The sequence below is a fragment of the Paenibacillus sp. G34 genome (assembly GCF_056856875.1).
The window spans coordinates 2,119,366-2,135,307 of sequence record NZ_CM166469.1; the positions used below are offsets into that span (position 1 = coordinate 2,119,366).

Below are 15,942 nucleotides of genomic sequence, written 5' to 3' on the forward strand. Positions count from 1 at the left end.
AAGCAGGGTTACTGAATTTCGTTCCAAGCCAGGAAGTTTACCGCAGGCATGCCAACAAATACAACCAACAGTTGCCGGCAATCAAAAAGTTCTGTTAATGAACACTTCCAGCGTGCATACGCACGGCATTTCGACCATTCCGTTTAGACTCATACAGGGCATGATCGGCGTCACGCAGTAAAGATTCCAGCGTATCCGACTCACTGCCGGTTTGGGACACGCCAAAGCTGGATGTGACCGAGATGGACTCGCCTTGTATATCTAGCGGTTGATTCAAAAATGCGATTCGCAGTTGTTCAGCGAGATCATATGCTTCCTGTAGTGTCATATTGGGAAGAGCAATAACGAATTCCTCACCGCCGTACCTGGCGAATAACATTTCACTTTTTAAGTAACGATTGCACACCGAAACAACATGAATGATAGCCTGGTCGCCAGAGTCGTGCCCGTAGGTATCGTTGATGCGCTTAAAATGATCAATATCAAACAAGATAAAGGAGACAGGTTGAAGATTGAGCTTAGCTTCTTGCAGTAGCTCTTTTCCTTTGTTTATAAATTGAGTCCGATTATAAATCTTGGTTAAACCATCGAAATAAGCGAGCTGCTTCAGCTGTTCCTGCAAAAAGCGTTGTTCGGTAATATCGATCAGCATAATAAGAATACCTACAACTTGAGAACTGTTATTAAAAACATAAGACGTCCTGACTTGGTAACAGACCGTTTCACCATTCAAGTGCCAGTAAAGGTCAGTTTGCAGTCCCTCTCTGCCGTATTCAACAGGGAATGTGTCTCCTGCGAGACTAAGCCAGATCTCATTCAAGGGTTGTCCGACCATCGTTGTTTGGATATCAGGCAACATAAGCCGGAGCGATCGGTTGAAATCAACAAGACGATATGAACTGTCTAGCACGAGAACACCTTCACGCATGCTCTCAAATATGCTTTCTTTCGCAATTGGCACAATGGTTAGCAGACGTGAAGACAGAATAGCCCAAATATACATGGCAGATGTGACACACATCAGTATAGGAACAGGGTCTAAACCAAACGGGGTTACGCCGAGCAGGTACACGAATGCAGCAACCATCGGAATAATCTGCGAAACAATCAGCGTAAGCAGTTGACGACGATACATCTTTTTGGTATGCCGCCATTGTGCGATTAAGATAAGTCCTGCACATAAGAGACAAGAAAAAGTAAAAGCTCCGTGTACAACATACCACTGACCGATATCCATTGCCATGATAGGTGTTGTGCTGTCCTCACGCAGCCAAACCCTTTTGTAGTACAGGTGATGCCAATCATTTGTAGCCACTAGGAAAACCGTGATGGAAGGAATGACAAACAATGCTGAGGTCACCCATGAGGACAACTTTTTTCCGGTATATCGAATCATTAAGATGAGGCCAAGGGGAGCAGAGACGGGCATGCCAATATACTGGACGATATTCCAAAACTTCATCTGTTCCAAAGTATTGCTGGCGAGACCGATCGCGTATCCGAAAGTGTATACGGACAGCGAAGCCGTGTACAGGATAAAGATGCGGGCATTTGGAAAATGGGCTCTTCTGAAATACGTATACATACACAGAAACAGATTCAGTACGGCTGAAGTAGTCACAAGTGTGATGTATGAATTAATATGCGATTCCATGTTCAGATCTCCATGTCGAATTAAATTATAATCATCTTGTATATTTCCCATTGTACATCAGCCTCTGCTGCTTAGGAATACACTTTGAAACATGAAAAAGGTGGAATTGAAAAAAAAGTAAATAGACATTAACTCAGACATGTTTAAAATCTATCGTTAACATTATCGTTTGAATTTCCATAAAAATGGTAAGTAACCATTAGAAGCAGTTTACGGAATGATCACTGCTCCGAATACGCAGAAGAATAATCTGATCTGTTCATGCCATCCTACAGAGTGAGACTTAGGAGGAACGAAAAACAAGTAAGGATATGATTTGTATCCGAGTTTTCTAACTTCCAGCATGTTTAATTCGAAAGGAGAATGTACAATGCCAAGTACGACTCAGCAAAATCAAAAAACGATGCCTGCACAGCATCAGGATCAGCGTCCAGGAATTGAGTCTGAGATGACTCCCAAACCGGAGTTTGAGAAACCACAGTATAAGGCGGCAGGTAAATTACTGGACAAGGTAGCCCTGATCACTGGAGGGGACAGCGGTATTGGACGGGCTGTTGCCGTGACGTATGCCAAAGAAGGAGCCGATGTGGCGATAGTATATTTGAGCGAGCATGAGGATGCCAAGGAAACGAAACGTCAGGTGGAACAGGAGGGCCGCAAGTGTATTCTCATTGCGGGTGACATCGGTGATGTGAATTTCGCGAAGAAAAGTGTTCAGCAGACGGTGGATGAGCTCGGAAAACTTGATATTGTGGTTAACAATGCGGCTGAACAGCATCCGCAGCAAAATTTGGAAGATATTACGCCAGAGCAACTGGAGAAAACGTTCCGTACTAACATCTTCGGTATGTTTTATGTAACACAGGCTGCTATGCCACATCTGAAACAAGGAAGTACAATCATTAATACAACATCGATTACTGCTTATCGAGGAAGCCCAACACTGCTGGATTATTCCTCTACCAAAGGGGCGATTACGTCATTTACTCGCTCTTTATCGATGAATCTGATTGAAAAAGGGATTCGTGTGAATGCGGTAGCCCCCGGTCCGATCTGGACACCACTCATTCCTTCGACATTCGATGAGAAAAAAGTAAGTGAATTCGGAGCAACACAGCCAATGAAACGTCCAGGGCAGCCAGATGAATTGGCACCAGCTTATGTGTATCTTGCGTCCGATGACTCTTCTTATGTTAGCGGACAAGTGATGCATGTGAACGGCGGCGAAGTCGTTAATGGATAAGTTGTGACCCGTGCTATTGAATCTCAGGCTGAAAGGGTACGTGCTGTATCGAGAAAGACGGAACGCTAAAGTATCATAGCGTTCCGTCTTTCTTTGTTTCTATTTTTCGAAGTAAGAAAAGGATTCAGGAAAAAGAGATGGAAGTTGAATTTTATTGTAAGATGTGATTTACAAAAGTCTGTACCTGCGTTGATATATCTATGATACCTTATATAAGTCTGACCTTAAAGCAATGAAGAGAGTCAAAGGGGAATAAGGCAGACTTGTTGCTCATTTCACATGGAAAGATATCTCAATATATGTGATATGATAGACCGGATAACATATTCGGGAGGCACTCATATGAAGATTAGCAAACAAGAGGCAGCACATTATATATGGGGGGCTCAGTGTGATGGCTGGCATCTGGTTCAAGGTGAGACACTTAGTGTGATTCATGAGCGAATGCCCGCAGGCACGACAGAAACAAGGCATGTACATGTAAAGAGTCGCCAATTCTTTTTTGTTCTTAGCGGTGAGGCTCATATGGAGCTGAGTGGAGAAAATTATGTACTGGCAACACACGAAGGTATCGAAATTCCGCCGGGAGCGCCGCATCAAATGCAAAATCGAAGTGCACATGACGTGGAATTCTTGGTCATTTCACATCCAACAACGCGCGGTGACCGCACCGAAATAAATTGAAAAATAATGGTTTGTTTCATCATTTGAATTTACTCATTTACATATGAACGGAGAGGACAGAAAAAACCTGGAAAAGCGAAGCTACAAGCTTTCGGTAAGAAAGCTGCATCGGAAGCATAGACTGCACCTTTATCACCGGATTTTTTCCTTGCAAAAGGAAATCAAATAAATCTGTGGATAACAGTGATTGGAAGGTTATTCTGTCATCAGAGTGGTTATGTAAATTGTCTTGTTGTTCAACGGACTAAAATATAACAGAGGGAAGAGATTAATGAGACCGTTTCGCATTCGCCTGGCATTGATTATGATGGTGCTCATTGGCGTATCCGTCATTGTAGCCGGATATACGATGGGCAGAGTTTTCAAGACTACTCATATTGCCGCACTGGAACAAACGATGGTGCGTGAAATTAATTTGTTAAAAGCGACATTCCCTTTTCACGATGCTTCCAATCCGACATCAGCGGAAACTCGGAAATATTACTCGGACCGAGCGCTGGAACTGGATCGTCTAACAGACTCGCGAGTAACTTTTATTAATAAAGACGGTGTCGTCATCGGCGATTCCGAGAGTGACCCTGCGACAATGGATAATCACCTGAATCGGGAAGAGATCCGGACGGCTATGGAAGGGACTTTTGGACAGTCCATCCGATATAGTGCAACGTTAGGGCAGGACATGCTGTATGTCGCGCTGCCTGTTAATTCGGATCAAAGTGACATGATTGAAATGCCAAGTGGCAAATTCGACGGTTTTATTCGTCTGTCTATGAGTTTGCAAGCGGTGGATCAAGGACTTCAACGCGGATGGATGATTATGTTTGCTGCCCTGGGACTGCTTTTTCTCATTGTGGCATTTGTCAGTTACCGGGTAGCTAGAGGTTTAACGTCACCCATCGAGCATATCACCAAAGTGGCACACCGGATTACAAAGCTGGAGTATGATGCCAGAGTAAAAGTTACACGCAGGGACGAGATCGGCCAGCTGGGTCTGGCAATTAACGGCATGGCAGATAGTCTGCAGTCCCAGCTCAAAACCATTCGAGACAATGAAGCACTGCTTCAAAGTGTCTTGGCCAATATGACGGGCGGGATTGTCATGATTGATGCAGCGCAATCGATAGCTCTGGTCAACCGGGAAGCAGAGCGTATGCTCGGCATTCAGGCCGCGAAAGTTACAGGGAGACCTTACACGGAACTCAAGCGGCATTACGAGCTGACACGCACGATTGAAGAGAGCGTGGCTATTCAGGAACGTATGCACGAAGAAGTGAGTGTTTTTAACCCGGAAGAACGGCTGATTCGACTTGATGGTGTACCTATGTCAGAGGATAATGGTGGATATCGAGGGATGTTGTTCCTTTTGCAGGATGTAACCGCCATTCGTCGATTGGAATCCATGCGTAGCGAATTTGTTGCCAATGTCTCACATGAACTCAAAACACCTGTAGCAGCCGTTAAAGGCTTTGCAGAAACTTTGCTTAGCGGTGGTGTACAGGATAAGGAAACGGAACGTTCTTTCCTGCAGATTATTTATGATGAAGGTGACCGGCTAAATCGCTTGATTGGAGATATTTTGGAGTTATCCAAGATTGAATCCAAACGTGCACCTCTGGAATGTTCGCCCGTGCATGTGCATTCCTTCTTCGAAATGGTGCTGGGAACCTTGTCCAAGGTGGCGGAGAAAAAGCAAATTCGTCTGGAAATGAATGTACCGGAGGAATTGTATATCGAAGCGGATGAGGATAAAATGAAGCAGATTTTCATTAACCTTTTATCAAATGGCATTAACTATACGCCTGAGGGTGGAAGAGTAAAACTCCAAGTGAAGATGGATCAGGAGAGTGAGGAAGAACAGGTGGTTTTCTCGGTGTCCGACACAGGAATTGGCATACCCAAGAAGGATTTACCGCGAATCTTTGAACGTTTCTATCGCGTAGATAAAGGCAGATCACGTAATTCCGGAGGCACGGGACTTGGGCTCTCTATCGTTAAACACTTGGTGGAGCTGCATCACGGAAAGGTGTCGGTTGATAGTGAACTGGGCATGGGAAGCACCTTCCGTGTCACCCTGCCATTAATTCAGGAGGAAGAAATCTAGTTTACTTCAAGAAGAAATGTAGGCGTATAGAAGCAAATTGTAAAATGAGCCATTTGCTTTACACAGCGTTAACAAATTAGTGCTATGATAGAAAAAGTGTTGTGGCAACAGACAACCTATGAAGAGAGAAGGGGTATCATGGCACAGCGTTTGCTGGTTATTGAAGATGAACCGACATTATCGAGATTACTTACGTATAACCTGACACAGGAAGGCTATGACGTAACGGCAGAGGATCATGGGTCAGCAGGATATGACCGAGCCTTGTCCCAGGATTTCGATTTGATTTTGCTGGATCTGATGCTGCCAGGCATGAATGGTCTGGATATTCTAAACAAACTGCGCATTCAAGGAGTAAGTACACCTGTTATTATTCTTACTGCAAAGAACGGTGAAGCCGAGGTTGTGCAAGGGCTGAAATCGGGTGCAGATGATTACATTACGAAACCGTTTGGTGTATCCGAGCTTTTGGCAAGGGTAGACGCGGTACTTAGACGTTATTCCAATGGCGATGATCTGCCGCAGCCTGAGGATAAAGACGGCTCCCGTATTATCCTTGGCGAACTTGAAATTTATCCGTTAAAGTATGAAGTAACTCTTGGAGGACAGTCGATCAGCCTGCGTCCGAAGGAGTTCGAAGTCCTGTTATATCTCGCTAAAAAACCTGGAGTTGTGCTTACTCGGGATGACCTGATGAATGCGGTCTGGGGTTTCGATTATATTGGAGGACAGCGCACGGTGGATGTACACGTCAGTTCATTACGCAAAAAGCTGGAGCTTGATCCTGAATCCGTTCATATTGATTCCATCCGTGGTGTAGGTTATAAATTGGTTGTCAAAAGAAAAACTCCCCATCATTCTAGCTAAATGATCGGGGAGTTTTATTTTTACCTAGATTTTACACAAAGGAAGATTTTTCTTCATTTATGGGGAGTAGGATGATGTTATCCAAGTGATACTTTGTACCTATAATCCCACCTTAGGGCGGAGCTAACACGTAAAGGAGAATGTGTAATTATGCCCACTTTGTTAGAAGCTAGACCTGAGAATTTAAACATTGATTTACAAAAAGAAGAACAATCATCGGTTACGCCTGACTTGGAACCAGATGAATCAGTGATTGAATTTCAGGATAAGAATGACGTATCGTTATACGACTATTTCCGTCAGGTGCCTGTAGCAACGGGAGATACCACCTGCGGAGAAGCGGCAGCGATGCTGAGTGACGGATTGGAGCACTCCTGCATTGTACTCTGTGATGAACACATGAAACCGACAGGATTATTGATGCGTGAGACCTTATATCGTTTATTAAACGGAAGGTTCGCCGCGGATTTATTTTATCGTAAACCGGTTGTGAATGCAGCTAATACGTCACCGGTTATTGTAGATATACATATGGAACCCGCAGCTATTATAGATGCCGCGCTTCGGCGGGATGAGGATCATTTCTATGACTGCCTGCTTGTAACGGAGCAGGATCGCTTGCTTGGTGTACTCACAATACGTGATGTGATGTCGCTTTCCCGTAAGCTGCAGCAGAAGGCATCCGCAGACCGTATATGCACTGTGACGGAGAGCGGACAGGAAATTTCACGCATCCATGAGGCCGTAAATGAACTGGTTCAAGCGGCGAATCAAACCGTACGGGAAGCAGGCCAAGTCATCCTTTTATCCAATGAGGGAGAAGGGCGTTTGCGCCAGGTTGAGTCTTCCTACCTTCAGGTTCATGAGCATATGGGGGATCAGGGCAAACACGCAAGTCAGATGCTCGAATCCATCAAAACAGGTGCGGGTATGGCACGTTCCATTCGAACGCTGGCGGATCAGAGCGGACTTTTGGCCTTAAATGCATCGATTGAGGCTGCTCACGCCGGAGAATATGGAAGAGGGTTCCAGATCGTGGCCGGAGAGATCCGGGCGCTTGCCAAACAGACTCGAGAAGTTGCAGGTAACATGACAATATTGCTTCAGGAAATTGAGAATTTAACTGGGCAGACGGTATCTCTCATTCAGGCAAGTGGAGCGGAGATCGATGACAGTGCGGTGTATGTGAAGGAAGGAGCAGCGACATTCGGAAAGTTAAACCGTTCGGTACATGCGTTGTCCAGCATTGTTGAAACCATCGCTACCGAAGGCGGGGAGGCTGGCAGGATCGCAGAGAATATCCAGTTGAAGCTGAAGGCCATGATAGCGGATCATTCAGAATTATGAATCATAGCACAGTCGAGTTACAACATATAACGGAAATTGCGACAAGCGAAAAAGAGAGACCTGGGACGTTGAACTAACGCCCTAGGTCTTCTTCAGGTGTTTTTACATTCCGTTAACATGAAGGTGGTACTGTTTTTACAATGTTACGTTAGGATATTAAAGATGACTGTGCTGATTGCTAGAGAATATGAACGCCAGTCTCAACGTAAAGGGAATCCGATAATCCCTGCAGCGAAGGAGAAGTGAGCATCCATGAAAGACCTCATTCATATCGATGGACTTAATTTATACTATGATACGCATCACGCGCTTAAAAATATATCGATGGATTTGCCGGAAAAAACCGTTACAGCATTTATTGGACCGTCAGGTTGCGGTAAATCCACATTGCTCCGCACACTGAACCGGATGAATGACATGATTCCGGGAGTTCGTGTGGAAGGACAAGTTATGCTGAACGGTTCAGATATTTACAGTAATGAAATTGAAGTGGAGACGCTGCGCAAACGGGTAGGAATGGTATTCCAGCAGCCGAATCCTTTCCCCAAATCCATCTATGATAACGTAGCGTATGGACCTCGTCTGCACGGGGTAACCCAAAAGGCAGAGCTGGATCAACTCGTAGAACAGAGTCTGGTTCACGCGGCACTGTGGGATGAAGTGAAGGATGTCCTGAAAAAATCGGCGTTAAGTCTCTCTGGCGGACAGCAGCAGCGTCTCTGCATCGCACGGGCACTGGCTGTACAGCCGGATGTGCTGCTGATGGACGAAGCAACTTCGGCGCTGGACCCGATATCCACGCTGAAAATCGAGGAATTGGTTAAAGAGTTGCATCATAAATATACCATCGTCATGGTTACGCACAACATGCACCAGGCAGCGCGAGTTTCTGGACGTACCGTGTTTTTCCTGAATGGTGAAGTGGTGGAGGCAGCTGATACGGAGACGTTATTCTCCACACCGCAAGATTCCCGGACCGAGGACTATATATCCGGCAGGTTTGGTTAAGGCGAGCTGAACAGGATGATCCCGGCTTACCCGGAGATGATGGAGAAGGAGGACATGAAATCTATGATTCGCAGAAAAGAATTTGATCAAGAGCTGGAAGAACTGCGCTCCCTGCTGAAACAAATGGGGGAACATGTAGGAAATGCCTTGGACGGTGCGATTGAGAGTTTGCAGACATTGAATGTAGAGAAAGCTCAGATCATCATTAAGAATGATGCGAATCTCAATGCCCTTGAGGACAAAATCATGGAGCTGGGCTCCAAGCTGATTATTACACAGCAGCCCGTAGCCAAGGATTTAAGACGTATTATTGTGGCTTTCAAAATCTCCAGCGACTTGGAGCGTATGGGTGATCTGGCCCTCGACGTGGCGAAGGTAACGATCCGTATGGAAGGTCAGGAGTTGATTAAGCCGTTGATCGATATTCCGCGTATGGCGGAAGTCGTGAAATCCATGATTGATGAGTCCATTGAGTCTTATCTGAAGGAAAATACGGATCTGGCCTATAAAATGGCGCAAACGGATGATCAGGTGGATCAGCTGTACAGCAACATGATTCGTGATCTCTATACATTGATGACAGATCACCCAACAAATGCATCACAAGCGATGCTGCTGTTGATGGTTGGGCGCTACATTGAACGTATCGGCGACCATGCGACCAACATTGGCGAGAGCACGGTGTACCTGGTTACAGGTCAGCGTCCGGACCTGAACCAGTAAGTTTTTGTTGGCAGGCGCTGCTGCACAAGCATTGAATATGTTCATACAAGATAAGAGCTGATGATCGAAATGAGAGAACTTTCTTCCGGCTGGCCTGTGTACAGGCTGACTGGGAAGGAGGTTCTTTTTTTTGCGGAAGAAATATGGTGAAAAGGGTTGTGAAGTTTTTTGATGTAGGTGGCAGGTATGGTATCATGAGAGTAGGTATGTAAGTACAGTCTGACCATATGATACGCGAGGTGCTGGAATGGACAAGTTTATTCTTATAGATGGAAATAGCATTATTTATCGGGCATTTTTTGCAATGCCTCCCCTGACGAATTCAAAAGGTCTGCATACGAACGCGGTATACGGCTTTTCGACGATGCTGCTGCGCTTGCTGGAAGAACACAAGCCTACACATGTGATGGTGGCGTTTGATGCGGGGAAAGTGACGTTCCGCCATGAAGGGTATCAGGAGTACAAGGGTGGACGGGAGAAAACACCGCCGGAATTGTCCGAGCAGTTCCCTTTGCTCAAAGAATTATTGCAAGGGCTCGGGATCGCCCAGTTTGAACTGGCAGGTTACGAGGCGGATGATATTATCGGAACGCTGACCAAACGCGCGGATGATGCAGGCAGACAGGTTCTCGTTGTATCGGGTGACAAGGATATGCTGCAGCTTGCTTCCGAGCATGTACATATCGGGCTGACGCGTAAAGGGGTTACGGAGATTGAACTGTACGACCCGGCTCAGATTAAGGAACGTTATGGTCTGACACCACTACAGATTATCGATCTGAAAGGTCTGATGGGCGATGCTTCCGATAATATTCCGGGTATTCCGGGTGTTGGGGAGAAAACGGCGCTGAAACTGTTGCACCAGTTTGGATCGGTGGAAGAGGTGCTGAACGGTACGGGTGAACTGAAAGGCAAGATGAAGGAAAAGATTGAAACCCATGCCGAAGATGCACGCATGAGCAAACAGCTGGCGACCATTCACCGTGAGGTTCCGCTGGAGCAGACGTGGGATGATATGCAGTTTGATGGATTGAAAGAAGCTAGTGCAGGGCCTGCACTGGCTAAGCTGGAGTTTAAGTCATTGCTGGAGCGCTTGTCCTTTAGCGGTAGCGTGGCTTCCGAGCAAGAGGCTGTTCCAGCGGCTGAGGTTGAATCTACGATTGCAACAGAAGATAACATAGCTGATCTGATGGATATGTTGGATTCGATCGATGTGCTGCATGTGGAAACGCATGGTGACAATCCGCATCAGGCGAAGCTTGTTGGTCTTGCCGTAGGTGCCGGGGAGAAATATACGTTCATATCTCCGGAATTACTAAAGTCTGATGCGGCAACTCCTGTACGGGAATGGCTTGCAAGTGCCGACCAGCCGAAGCGTGGATATGATCTGCATCGTGTGGATTTGGCTTTGCATGCACATGGCATTGAATTCGCAGGTGCATCATTTGATGTGCAGCTTGCTGCTTATTTGCTTGACCCGACCGAGTCGAATCAGACAATCAGCGGGCTGACGTCCAAGTATGGGCTGCCTTCACTGGTTGAAGACGATAGCGTTCTGGGGAAAGGGGCTAAATACAGAGTACCAGAGGCGGATGTTTTGGGCGATTTCCTATGCCGGAAAGCCGCTGCGCTGGCCGCGATTATCCCTCTTCAGGAACAAGCGCTGGAGAGCGATGAGATGAATTCGCTGTTCCATGAGCTCGAAATGCCGTTATCCCGTATTCTTGCCGACATGGAGAAGCAGGGCATCAAGGCGAATACAGAAGATTTACAAGCCCTTGGTCGTGAGTTTGAAGGACAGATCGGCAAGCTGATGGCGGAAATCTACAAGTTGTCCGGTACAGAGTTTAATTTGAATTCACCAAGACAACTCGGCGAGATTTTATTTGATAAGCTGGGCCTGCCTGTCGTGAAAAAAACAAAAACAGGCTACTCCACCGATGCGGAGGTGCTTGAAAAGCTCGCTCCTTACAACGATGTGGTGCAGCACATTTTGCAATATCGCCAGCTTGCCAAGCTGCAATCCACTTATGTGGAAGGTTTGCTGAAAGAGATATCGGATAGAGATGGCAAGGTGCATACGTTCTATCGTCAAACCATTGCAGCAACAGGACGACTGAGCAGTCAGTTCCCGAACCTGCAGAACATCCCGATTCGTATGGAAGAAGGACGCAAAATTCGTAAGGTCTTTGTACCGTCCGAGCCGGGTTGGTCTATTCTCGCAGCCGATTACTCTCAGATTGAACTGCGTGTGCTGGCACACATTTCAGATGATGAGCGTCTGAAGGAAGCTTTTGTACATGATATGGATATCCATACGAAGACTGCCTCCGATGTATTCGGCGTGAAGCCGGAGGATGTGGACAGTGACATGCGTCGTTCTGCGAAGGCGGTTAACTTCGGAATCGTATACGGGATCAGTGATTACGGTCTATCGCAAAACTTGAATATTACGCGGAAAGAAGCAGCACAGTTCATCGATCAGTATTTCGAAATATTCCAGGGTGTGCGCCGGTATATGGATGATATTGTGAAGGATGCACGCCGGGACGGTTATGTGAAAACGATGCTGGAACGCCGCCGTTATCTGCCTGAAATCAACGCGAGTAATTTCAATCTACGTTCCTTCGCAGAACGTACCGCGATGAACACACCGATCCAAGGTACTGCGGCTGATATCATTAAGCTGGCGATGGTACAGATGGACGAGGCGCTGCGCGAACGTAAGCTACAGAGTCGTATGTTACTTCAGGTACACGATGAGCTCGTGTTTGAAGTGCCGGCGGATGAACTGGAGCTGATGAAGGAACTTGTGCCTTCAGTGATGGAAAAGGCGCTTCCGCTGTCTGTGCCGCTCAAAGCTGAGGTTAGCTTTGGTGAGAACTGGTATGAAGCAAAATAGAGAAGAAGGGGTCCCGCTGAGCGTCATCTTCCGTTATAATATAAGGGAGGTGAGAACATCATGCCGGAACTACCGGAAGTCGAAACAGTCAGAAGAACGTTGAATCAACTTATTGTAGGTAAAACGATTGACTATGTTACCGTTAATTTGCCGCGGATTATTCAGCGGCCTGACGATATAGAAGCATTTGCATTGGAACTGGCAGGACATACCGTGATTGGTGTTGAGCGCCGGGGCAAGTTTTTACGTATTTTGCTGGACGGGCTTGTGCTCGTCTCCCATCTGCGGATGGAGGGACGTTACGGGGTGTACCATCAGAACGAAGAGGTGGAGAAACACACTCATGTCATCTTCCACTTCAATGATGGCACGGAATTGCGATACAAGGATGTTCGTCAGTTTGGAACGATGCATCTGTTCAGCGCAGGTGAAGAGCTGGTTTCGAAACCGCTCATGAAGCTTGGACTGGAACCACTGGATGAGGCTTTTACCGTGGACGCATTCCGCGCTGCAGTGGGGAAACGTACGACCAAAATTAAAGCTGTATTGCTGAATCAGGCATATGTGGTTGGCATCGGGAATATTTATGTGGACGAGGCTCTCTTCCGTGCAGGTATACATCCCGAGACGATTGCGAAGACGCTGACCGAAGCACAGCTGAAGGTTTTGCATGAAGCCATTGTAGCTACGTTGCAGGATGCCGTGAATGCAGGGGGCTCCTCGATCAAGTCGTATGTTAACGGGCAAGGCGAGATGGGCATGTTCCAGCATCAGCTGAAAATTTATGGCCGCAAAGCCGAGCCTTGTCATACATGCGGCACGTTGATTGAAAAAAGTGTCGTTGGCGGACGTGGCACGCATTTTTGCCCGAATTGTCAGCGACTTTGATCTCACGAACCAGAACTGAATCAATGAAATGATGAAATCATAGCACCCTTGGATTCCTCCCTCCATATACTGATATGGCAGAAATAAGCGGGCATATACCCATACTGACATCATCAGTTGGCACGTACCGCACAGGGGAGGAATCCGGGGTGCTGCATCATTTTATTTCATTACTGGCGCTTGCTTTTGCAGTGAGTTTAGATGGTTTCGGAGTTGGAATTACATATGGACTTCGGAGGACCAAGATTCCGCTCTTATCCATTGCCATTATTTCGCTTTGTTCGGGATTGGTTATCGCATTGTCTATGCAGGTTGGCGTGTTATTATCTCATGTGGTGTCGCCAGGTGTGGCTTCGATTGTGGGAGCTGTCATTCTGATTGTGATCGGTGCGTGGTCGCTTTTGCAACTGATCAGGCGGCGGGGCAAAGAACGTGAGGAAGTTGAAAGTGGAGTGTCGCAGGAAAAGCTGGTAGAAGGAAGAGTGACTACAGATTCGGGTCTGACATCTGGAGGCAAGAATCAATTAATGGTTCTGGAAGTGCAGCCTTCGCCAACGGATGGTTCGGTGGAGCGCATGGTATTTACACTGGAACTGCGCAAGCTAGGTGTGGTTATTCAAATTTTGCGCAGCCCGTCCAAAGCGGACATGGATAACTCAGGCAGTATCTCCGCACAGGAAGCGATGTGGCTCGGAATCGCGCTGTCACTGGATGCTTTTGGGGCAGGTCTGGGTGCGGCATTGCTTGGATTCCCTACGCTGTGGACGGCACTGGTGATTGCGTTGTTTAGTGGGGCGTTTCTGTCACTTGGCATGAAGGTAGGATTACGGTTTGCAGCACAGCGCTGGATGCAGAAACTCTCAGTTCTACCGGCCCTGCTGTTAATGATTATGGGAATATTCAAGTTGTTTTGAGGAGTAATAAAGCTGTTATGAGGTGAGACGATGAATATAGGCTTAACGGGCGGAATCGCAACAGGCAAAAGCAGTGTTTCCGCCTATCTGGCCAGTAAGGGAGCGCTGCTCATCGATGCAGATGTTATTGCCCGGGAAGTTATGTTGCCTGGGCATCCCGTTTTGGCTGCTGCTGTTCAGCGGTTTGGACAAGCTATCCTGAATGAGGACGGGACACTGGATCGGAAAAAGTTAGGGAGTATTGTTTTTCAGCACCCTGAGGAACGTAAAGCGCTTGAAGCCATCACTCATCCTGCGATCCGGAAGGAAATGCGTGAGAGAGCGGCTGCATACGAATTGAACCATCCGGACAAGCTGGTGGTGTCGGATATTCCGTTGCTCTACGAGTCGGGTCTTGAGGAAGGTTTTACGGAAGTTATGGTCGTATATGTACCTAGAGCAGTACAACTGGAGCGACTGATGAGCCGGGATCAGATGAGCCGGGCTGATGCGGAAGCGCGTATTGCAGCACAGATGGATATTGAACGCAAAAAAGAGCGGGCAGATATCGTTATTGATAACAGCGGTTCATGGGCGCAGACGGAGCAGCAATTGCAATCTTTTTTAACGCATAAGGGCTTGTTATGAAAATATTGCGCAAAAAACGTGTATTGCTGATCATGTTTGTTTCCTTTGTACTTGTGTTATTTCTAAACAGCAACTGGATGACGTGGTTTTACCCGATTGAATACAAGGAAGAAATTCGCGCACAATCTCAGAGTTATGAAGTTGATCCGTTTCTGATCGCCTCTATTATCAGAGTAGAGACCAATTTCAAGACCAGCAAAGAATCGAAGCGTGGTGCGATCGGATTGATGCAACTCATGCCCGATACGGCGAACTGGATTTTGGAACAAGCCAAGATTCCCCACACTTCGCTGGAGGAATTAAAACATGAACCCGGACGAAATATTCAACTGGGGACATGGTATTTACGGAATCTGTCAGACCAGTTCGACGGCAACGAAATTGTGATGATTGCCGCGTATAATGCCGGACCGGGGAAGGTCAGCAGCTGGCTGAAAAACGGTGTATGGGATGGAACACTGGAAACGGTGAAAGATATTCCTTTTGGTGAAACACGCCACTATGTACAACGGGTTATTTACTATTATAATCAGTATGTGAAGATCTACGATACGTTCTAGAGCGATTGCTGGGAAAAGAGATAAGGAGAAGCACGGAGCAGACCGGTAGTGTACCGGCCGCCCCATGCTCCTCTGTGTAACGTATTACGATGCAGATAATTATTGGTATTGACCTGCCAATTGCTGTTCTGCAATTGTTACCAGACGCTTCGTGATGTATCCACCGATCGAACCGTTCTCGTAAGAAGTCATGTTACCTTGGTATCCATCTTGTGGGATGCTGATTCCGAGTTCTTGAGCTACTTCATATTTCATTTGCTCCAGAGCTGCGGAAGCTTTAGTTACAACCAAGTTATTGGAGTTACCGTTGCTTTGTGCCATTGCTGTTCACCTCCTCGCGGGTTGGTAAAAGTATTATGTGTCGCGAATGCGATTTTCATTACAAGATATGCTCAGGGAATATGTGGTAAAAAGTAAAAGTGGG

The 15,942-nt window shown here is 46.7% G+C and carries 14 protein-coding genes; 12 read left to right on the plus strand and 2 right to left on the minus strand.

Annotation, left to right across the window (positions count from 1 at the left end; all coding sequences use genetic code 11):
- Positions 1–94: 94 nt before the first annotated feature.
- Positions 95–1,654: a histidine kinase N-terminal 7TM domain-containing diguanylate cyclase gene (locus AC1VYS_RS09725; RefSeq protein WP_482914066.1), complete on the minus strand. Its 1,560-nt coding sequence runs from the start codon at positions 1,652–1,654 to the stop codon at positions 95–97.
- Positions 1,655–2,024: 370 nt separating this feature from the next.
- On the opposite strand from AC1VYS_RS09725, the gene AC1VYS_RS09730 reads away from it, so the two are divergent.
- The 12 genes from AC1VYS_RS09730 (at position 2,025) to AC1VYS_RS09785 (ending at position 15,518) form a co-directional block, all read left to right on the plus strand.
- On the plus strand, positions 2,025–2,897 hold the full coding sequence (locus AC1VYS_RS09730; protein ID WP_482914067.1) for an SDR family oxidoreductase: 873 nt from the start codon (positions 2,025–2,027) through the stop codon (positions 2,895–2,897).
- A gap of 342 nt (positions 2,898–3,239) precedes the next feature.
- Positions 3,240–3,581 (plus strand): cupin domain-containing protein, encoded by a 342-nt coding sequence (locus AC1VYS_RS09735; RefSeq protein ID WP_482914068.1) that lies wholly within the window; start codon positions 3,240–3,242, stop codon positions 3,579–3,581.
- A gap of 271 nt (positions 3,582–3,852) precedes the next feature.
- A complete protein-coding gene (gene pnpS / locus AC1VYS_RS09740; protein WP_482914069.1) occupies positions 3,853–5,682 on the plus strand; it encodes a two-component system histidine kinase PnpS in 1,830 nt (609 codons plus the stop codon).
- Between the two features lie 138 nt (positions 5,683–5,820).
- Positions 5,821–6,549 (plus strand): response regulator transcription factor, encoded by a 729-nt coding sequence (locus AC1VYS_RS09745; RefSeq protein WP_090920260.1) that lies wholly within the window; start codon positions 5,821–5,823, stop codon positions 6,547–6,549.
- A gap of 150 nt (positions 6,550–6,699) precedes the next feature.
- Positions 6,700–7,896 carry a methyl-accepting chemotaxis protein gene (locus AC1VYS_RS09750; protein ID WP_482914070.1) on the plus strand — a complete coding sequence of 399 codons (1,197 nt, stop codon included), beginning with the start codon at positions 6,700–6,702 and terminating at the stop codon, positions 7,894–7,896.
- Positions 7,897–8,148: 252 nt separating this feature from the next.
- Positions 8,149–8,904 (plus strand): phosphate ABC transporter ATP-binding protein PstB, encoded by a 756-nt coding sequence (gene pstB / locus AC1VYS_RS09755; protein ID WP_145329193.1) that lies wholly within the window; start codon positions 8,149–8,151, stop codon positions 8,902–8,904.
- Positions 8,905–8,967: 63 nt separating this feature from the next.
- On the plus strand, positions 8,968–9,627 hold the full coding sequence (gene phoU / locus AC1VYS_RS09760; RefSeq protein ID WP_482914071.1) for a phosphate signaling complex protein PhoU: 660 nt from the start codon (positions 8,968–8,970) through the stop codon (positions 9,625–9,627).
- 247 nt (positions 9,628–9,874) lie between these two features.
- Positions 9,875–12,529, plus strand: a complete 2,655-nt coding sequence (polA, locus tag AC1VYS_RS09765; RefSeq protein WP_482914072.1) for a DNA polymerase I — start codon at positions 9,875–9,877, stop codon at positions 12,527–12,529.
- Between the two features lie 60 nt (positions 12,530–12,589).
- The gene (gene mutM / locus AC1VYS_RS09770) at positions 12,590–13,417 is read left to right on the plus strand and encodes a DNA-formamidopyrimidine glycosylase (protein WP_482914073.1); all 828 of its coding nucleotides are present in this window, start codon (positions 12,590–12,592) and stop codon (positions 13,415–13,417) included.
- Between the two features lie 149 nt (positions 13,418–13,566).
- Positions 13,567–14,331, plus strand: a complete 765-nt coding sequence (locus tag AC1VYS_RS09775; protein ID WP_482914074.1) for an MntP/YtaF family protein — start codon at positions 13,567–13,569, stop codon at positions 14,329–14,331.
- A 30-nt stretch (positions 14,332–14,361) separates the two neighbouring features.
- Positions 14,362–14,958, plus strand: coding sequence for a dephospho-CoA kinase (gene coaE, locus AC1VYS_RS09780; protein ID WP_482914075.1), 597 nt, complete (start codon positions 14,362–14,364; stop codon positions 14,956–14,958).
- The gene (locus tag AC1VYS_RS09785; protein WP_441925580.1) at positions 14,955–15,518 is read left to right on the plus strand and encodes a lytic transglycosylase domain-containing protein; all 564 of its coding nucleotides are present in this window, start codon (positions 14,955–14,957) and stop codon (positions 15,516–15,518) included. Before coaE ends, AC1VYS_RS09785 begins: the two co-directional genes overlap by 4 nt.
- Positions 15,519–15,617: 99 nt before the next feature.
- On the opposite strand, the gene AC1VYS_RS09790 is transcribed toward AC1VYS_RS09785, so the two are convergent.
- Positions 15,618–15,839, minus strand: coding sequence for an alpha/beta-type small acid-soluble spore protein (locus AC1VYS_RS09790; protein WP_017689472.1), 222 nt, complete (start codon positions 15,837–15,839; stop codon positions 15,618–15,620).
- Positions 15,840–15,942: the final 103 nt, after the last annotated feature.

Coding starts and splice junctions, on each gene's coding strand:
- AC1VYS_RS09725 (WP_482914066.1), bottom strand. CDS start 1,654: ATGGAATCGCATATTAATTCATACATCACACTTGTGACTACTTCAGCC.
- AC1VYS_RS09730 (WP_482914067.1), top strand. CDS start 2,025: ATGCCAAGTACGACTCAGCAAAATCAAAAAACGATGCCTGCACAGCAT.
- AC1VYS_RS09735 (WP_482914068.1), top strand. CDS start 3,240: ATGAAGATTAGCAAACAAGAGGCAGCACATTATATATGGGGGGCTCAG.
- pnpS (WP_482914069.1), top strand. CDS start 3,853: ATGAGACCGTTTCGCATTCGCCTGGCATTGATTATGATGGTGCTCATT.
- AC1VYS_RS09745 (WP_090920260.1), top strand. CDS start 5,821: ATGGCACAGCGTTTGCTGGTTATTGAAGATGAACCGACATTATCGAGA.
- AC1VYS_RS09750 (WP_482914070.1), top strand. CDS start 6,700: ATGCCCACTTTGTTAGAAGCTAGACCTGAGAATTTAAACATTGATTTA.
- pstB (WP_145329193.1), top strand. CDS start 8,149: ATGAAAGACCTCATTCATATCGATGGACTTAATTTATACTATGATACG.
- phoU (WP_482914071.1), top strand. CDS start 8,968: ATGATTCGCAGAAAAGAATTTGATCAAGAGCTGGAAGAACTGCGCTCC.
- polA (WP_482914072.1), top strand. CDS start 9,875: ATGGACAAGTTTATTCTTATAGATGGAAATAGCATTATTTATCGGGCA.
- mutM (WP_482914073.1), top strand. CDS start 12,590: ATGCCGGAACTACCGGAAGTCGAAACAGTCAGAAGAACGTTGAATCAA.
- coaE (WP_482914075.1), top strand. CDS start 14,362: ATGAATATAGGCTTAACGGGCGGAATCGCAACAGGCAAAAGCAGTGTT.
- AC1VYS_RS09785 (WP_441925580.1), top strand. CDS start 14,955: ATGAAAATATTGCGCAAAAAACGTGTATTGCTGATCATGTTTGTTTCC.
- AC1VYS_RS09790 (WP_017689472.1), bottom strand. CDS start 15,839: ATGGCACAAAGCAACGGTAACTCCAATAACTTGGTTGTAACTAAAGCT.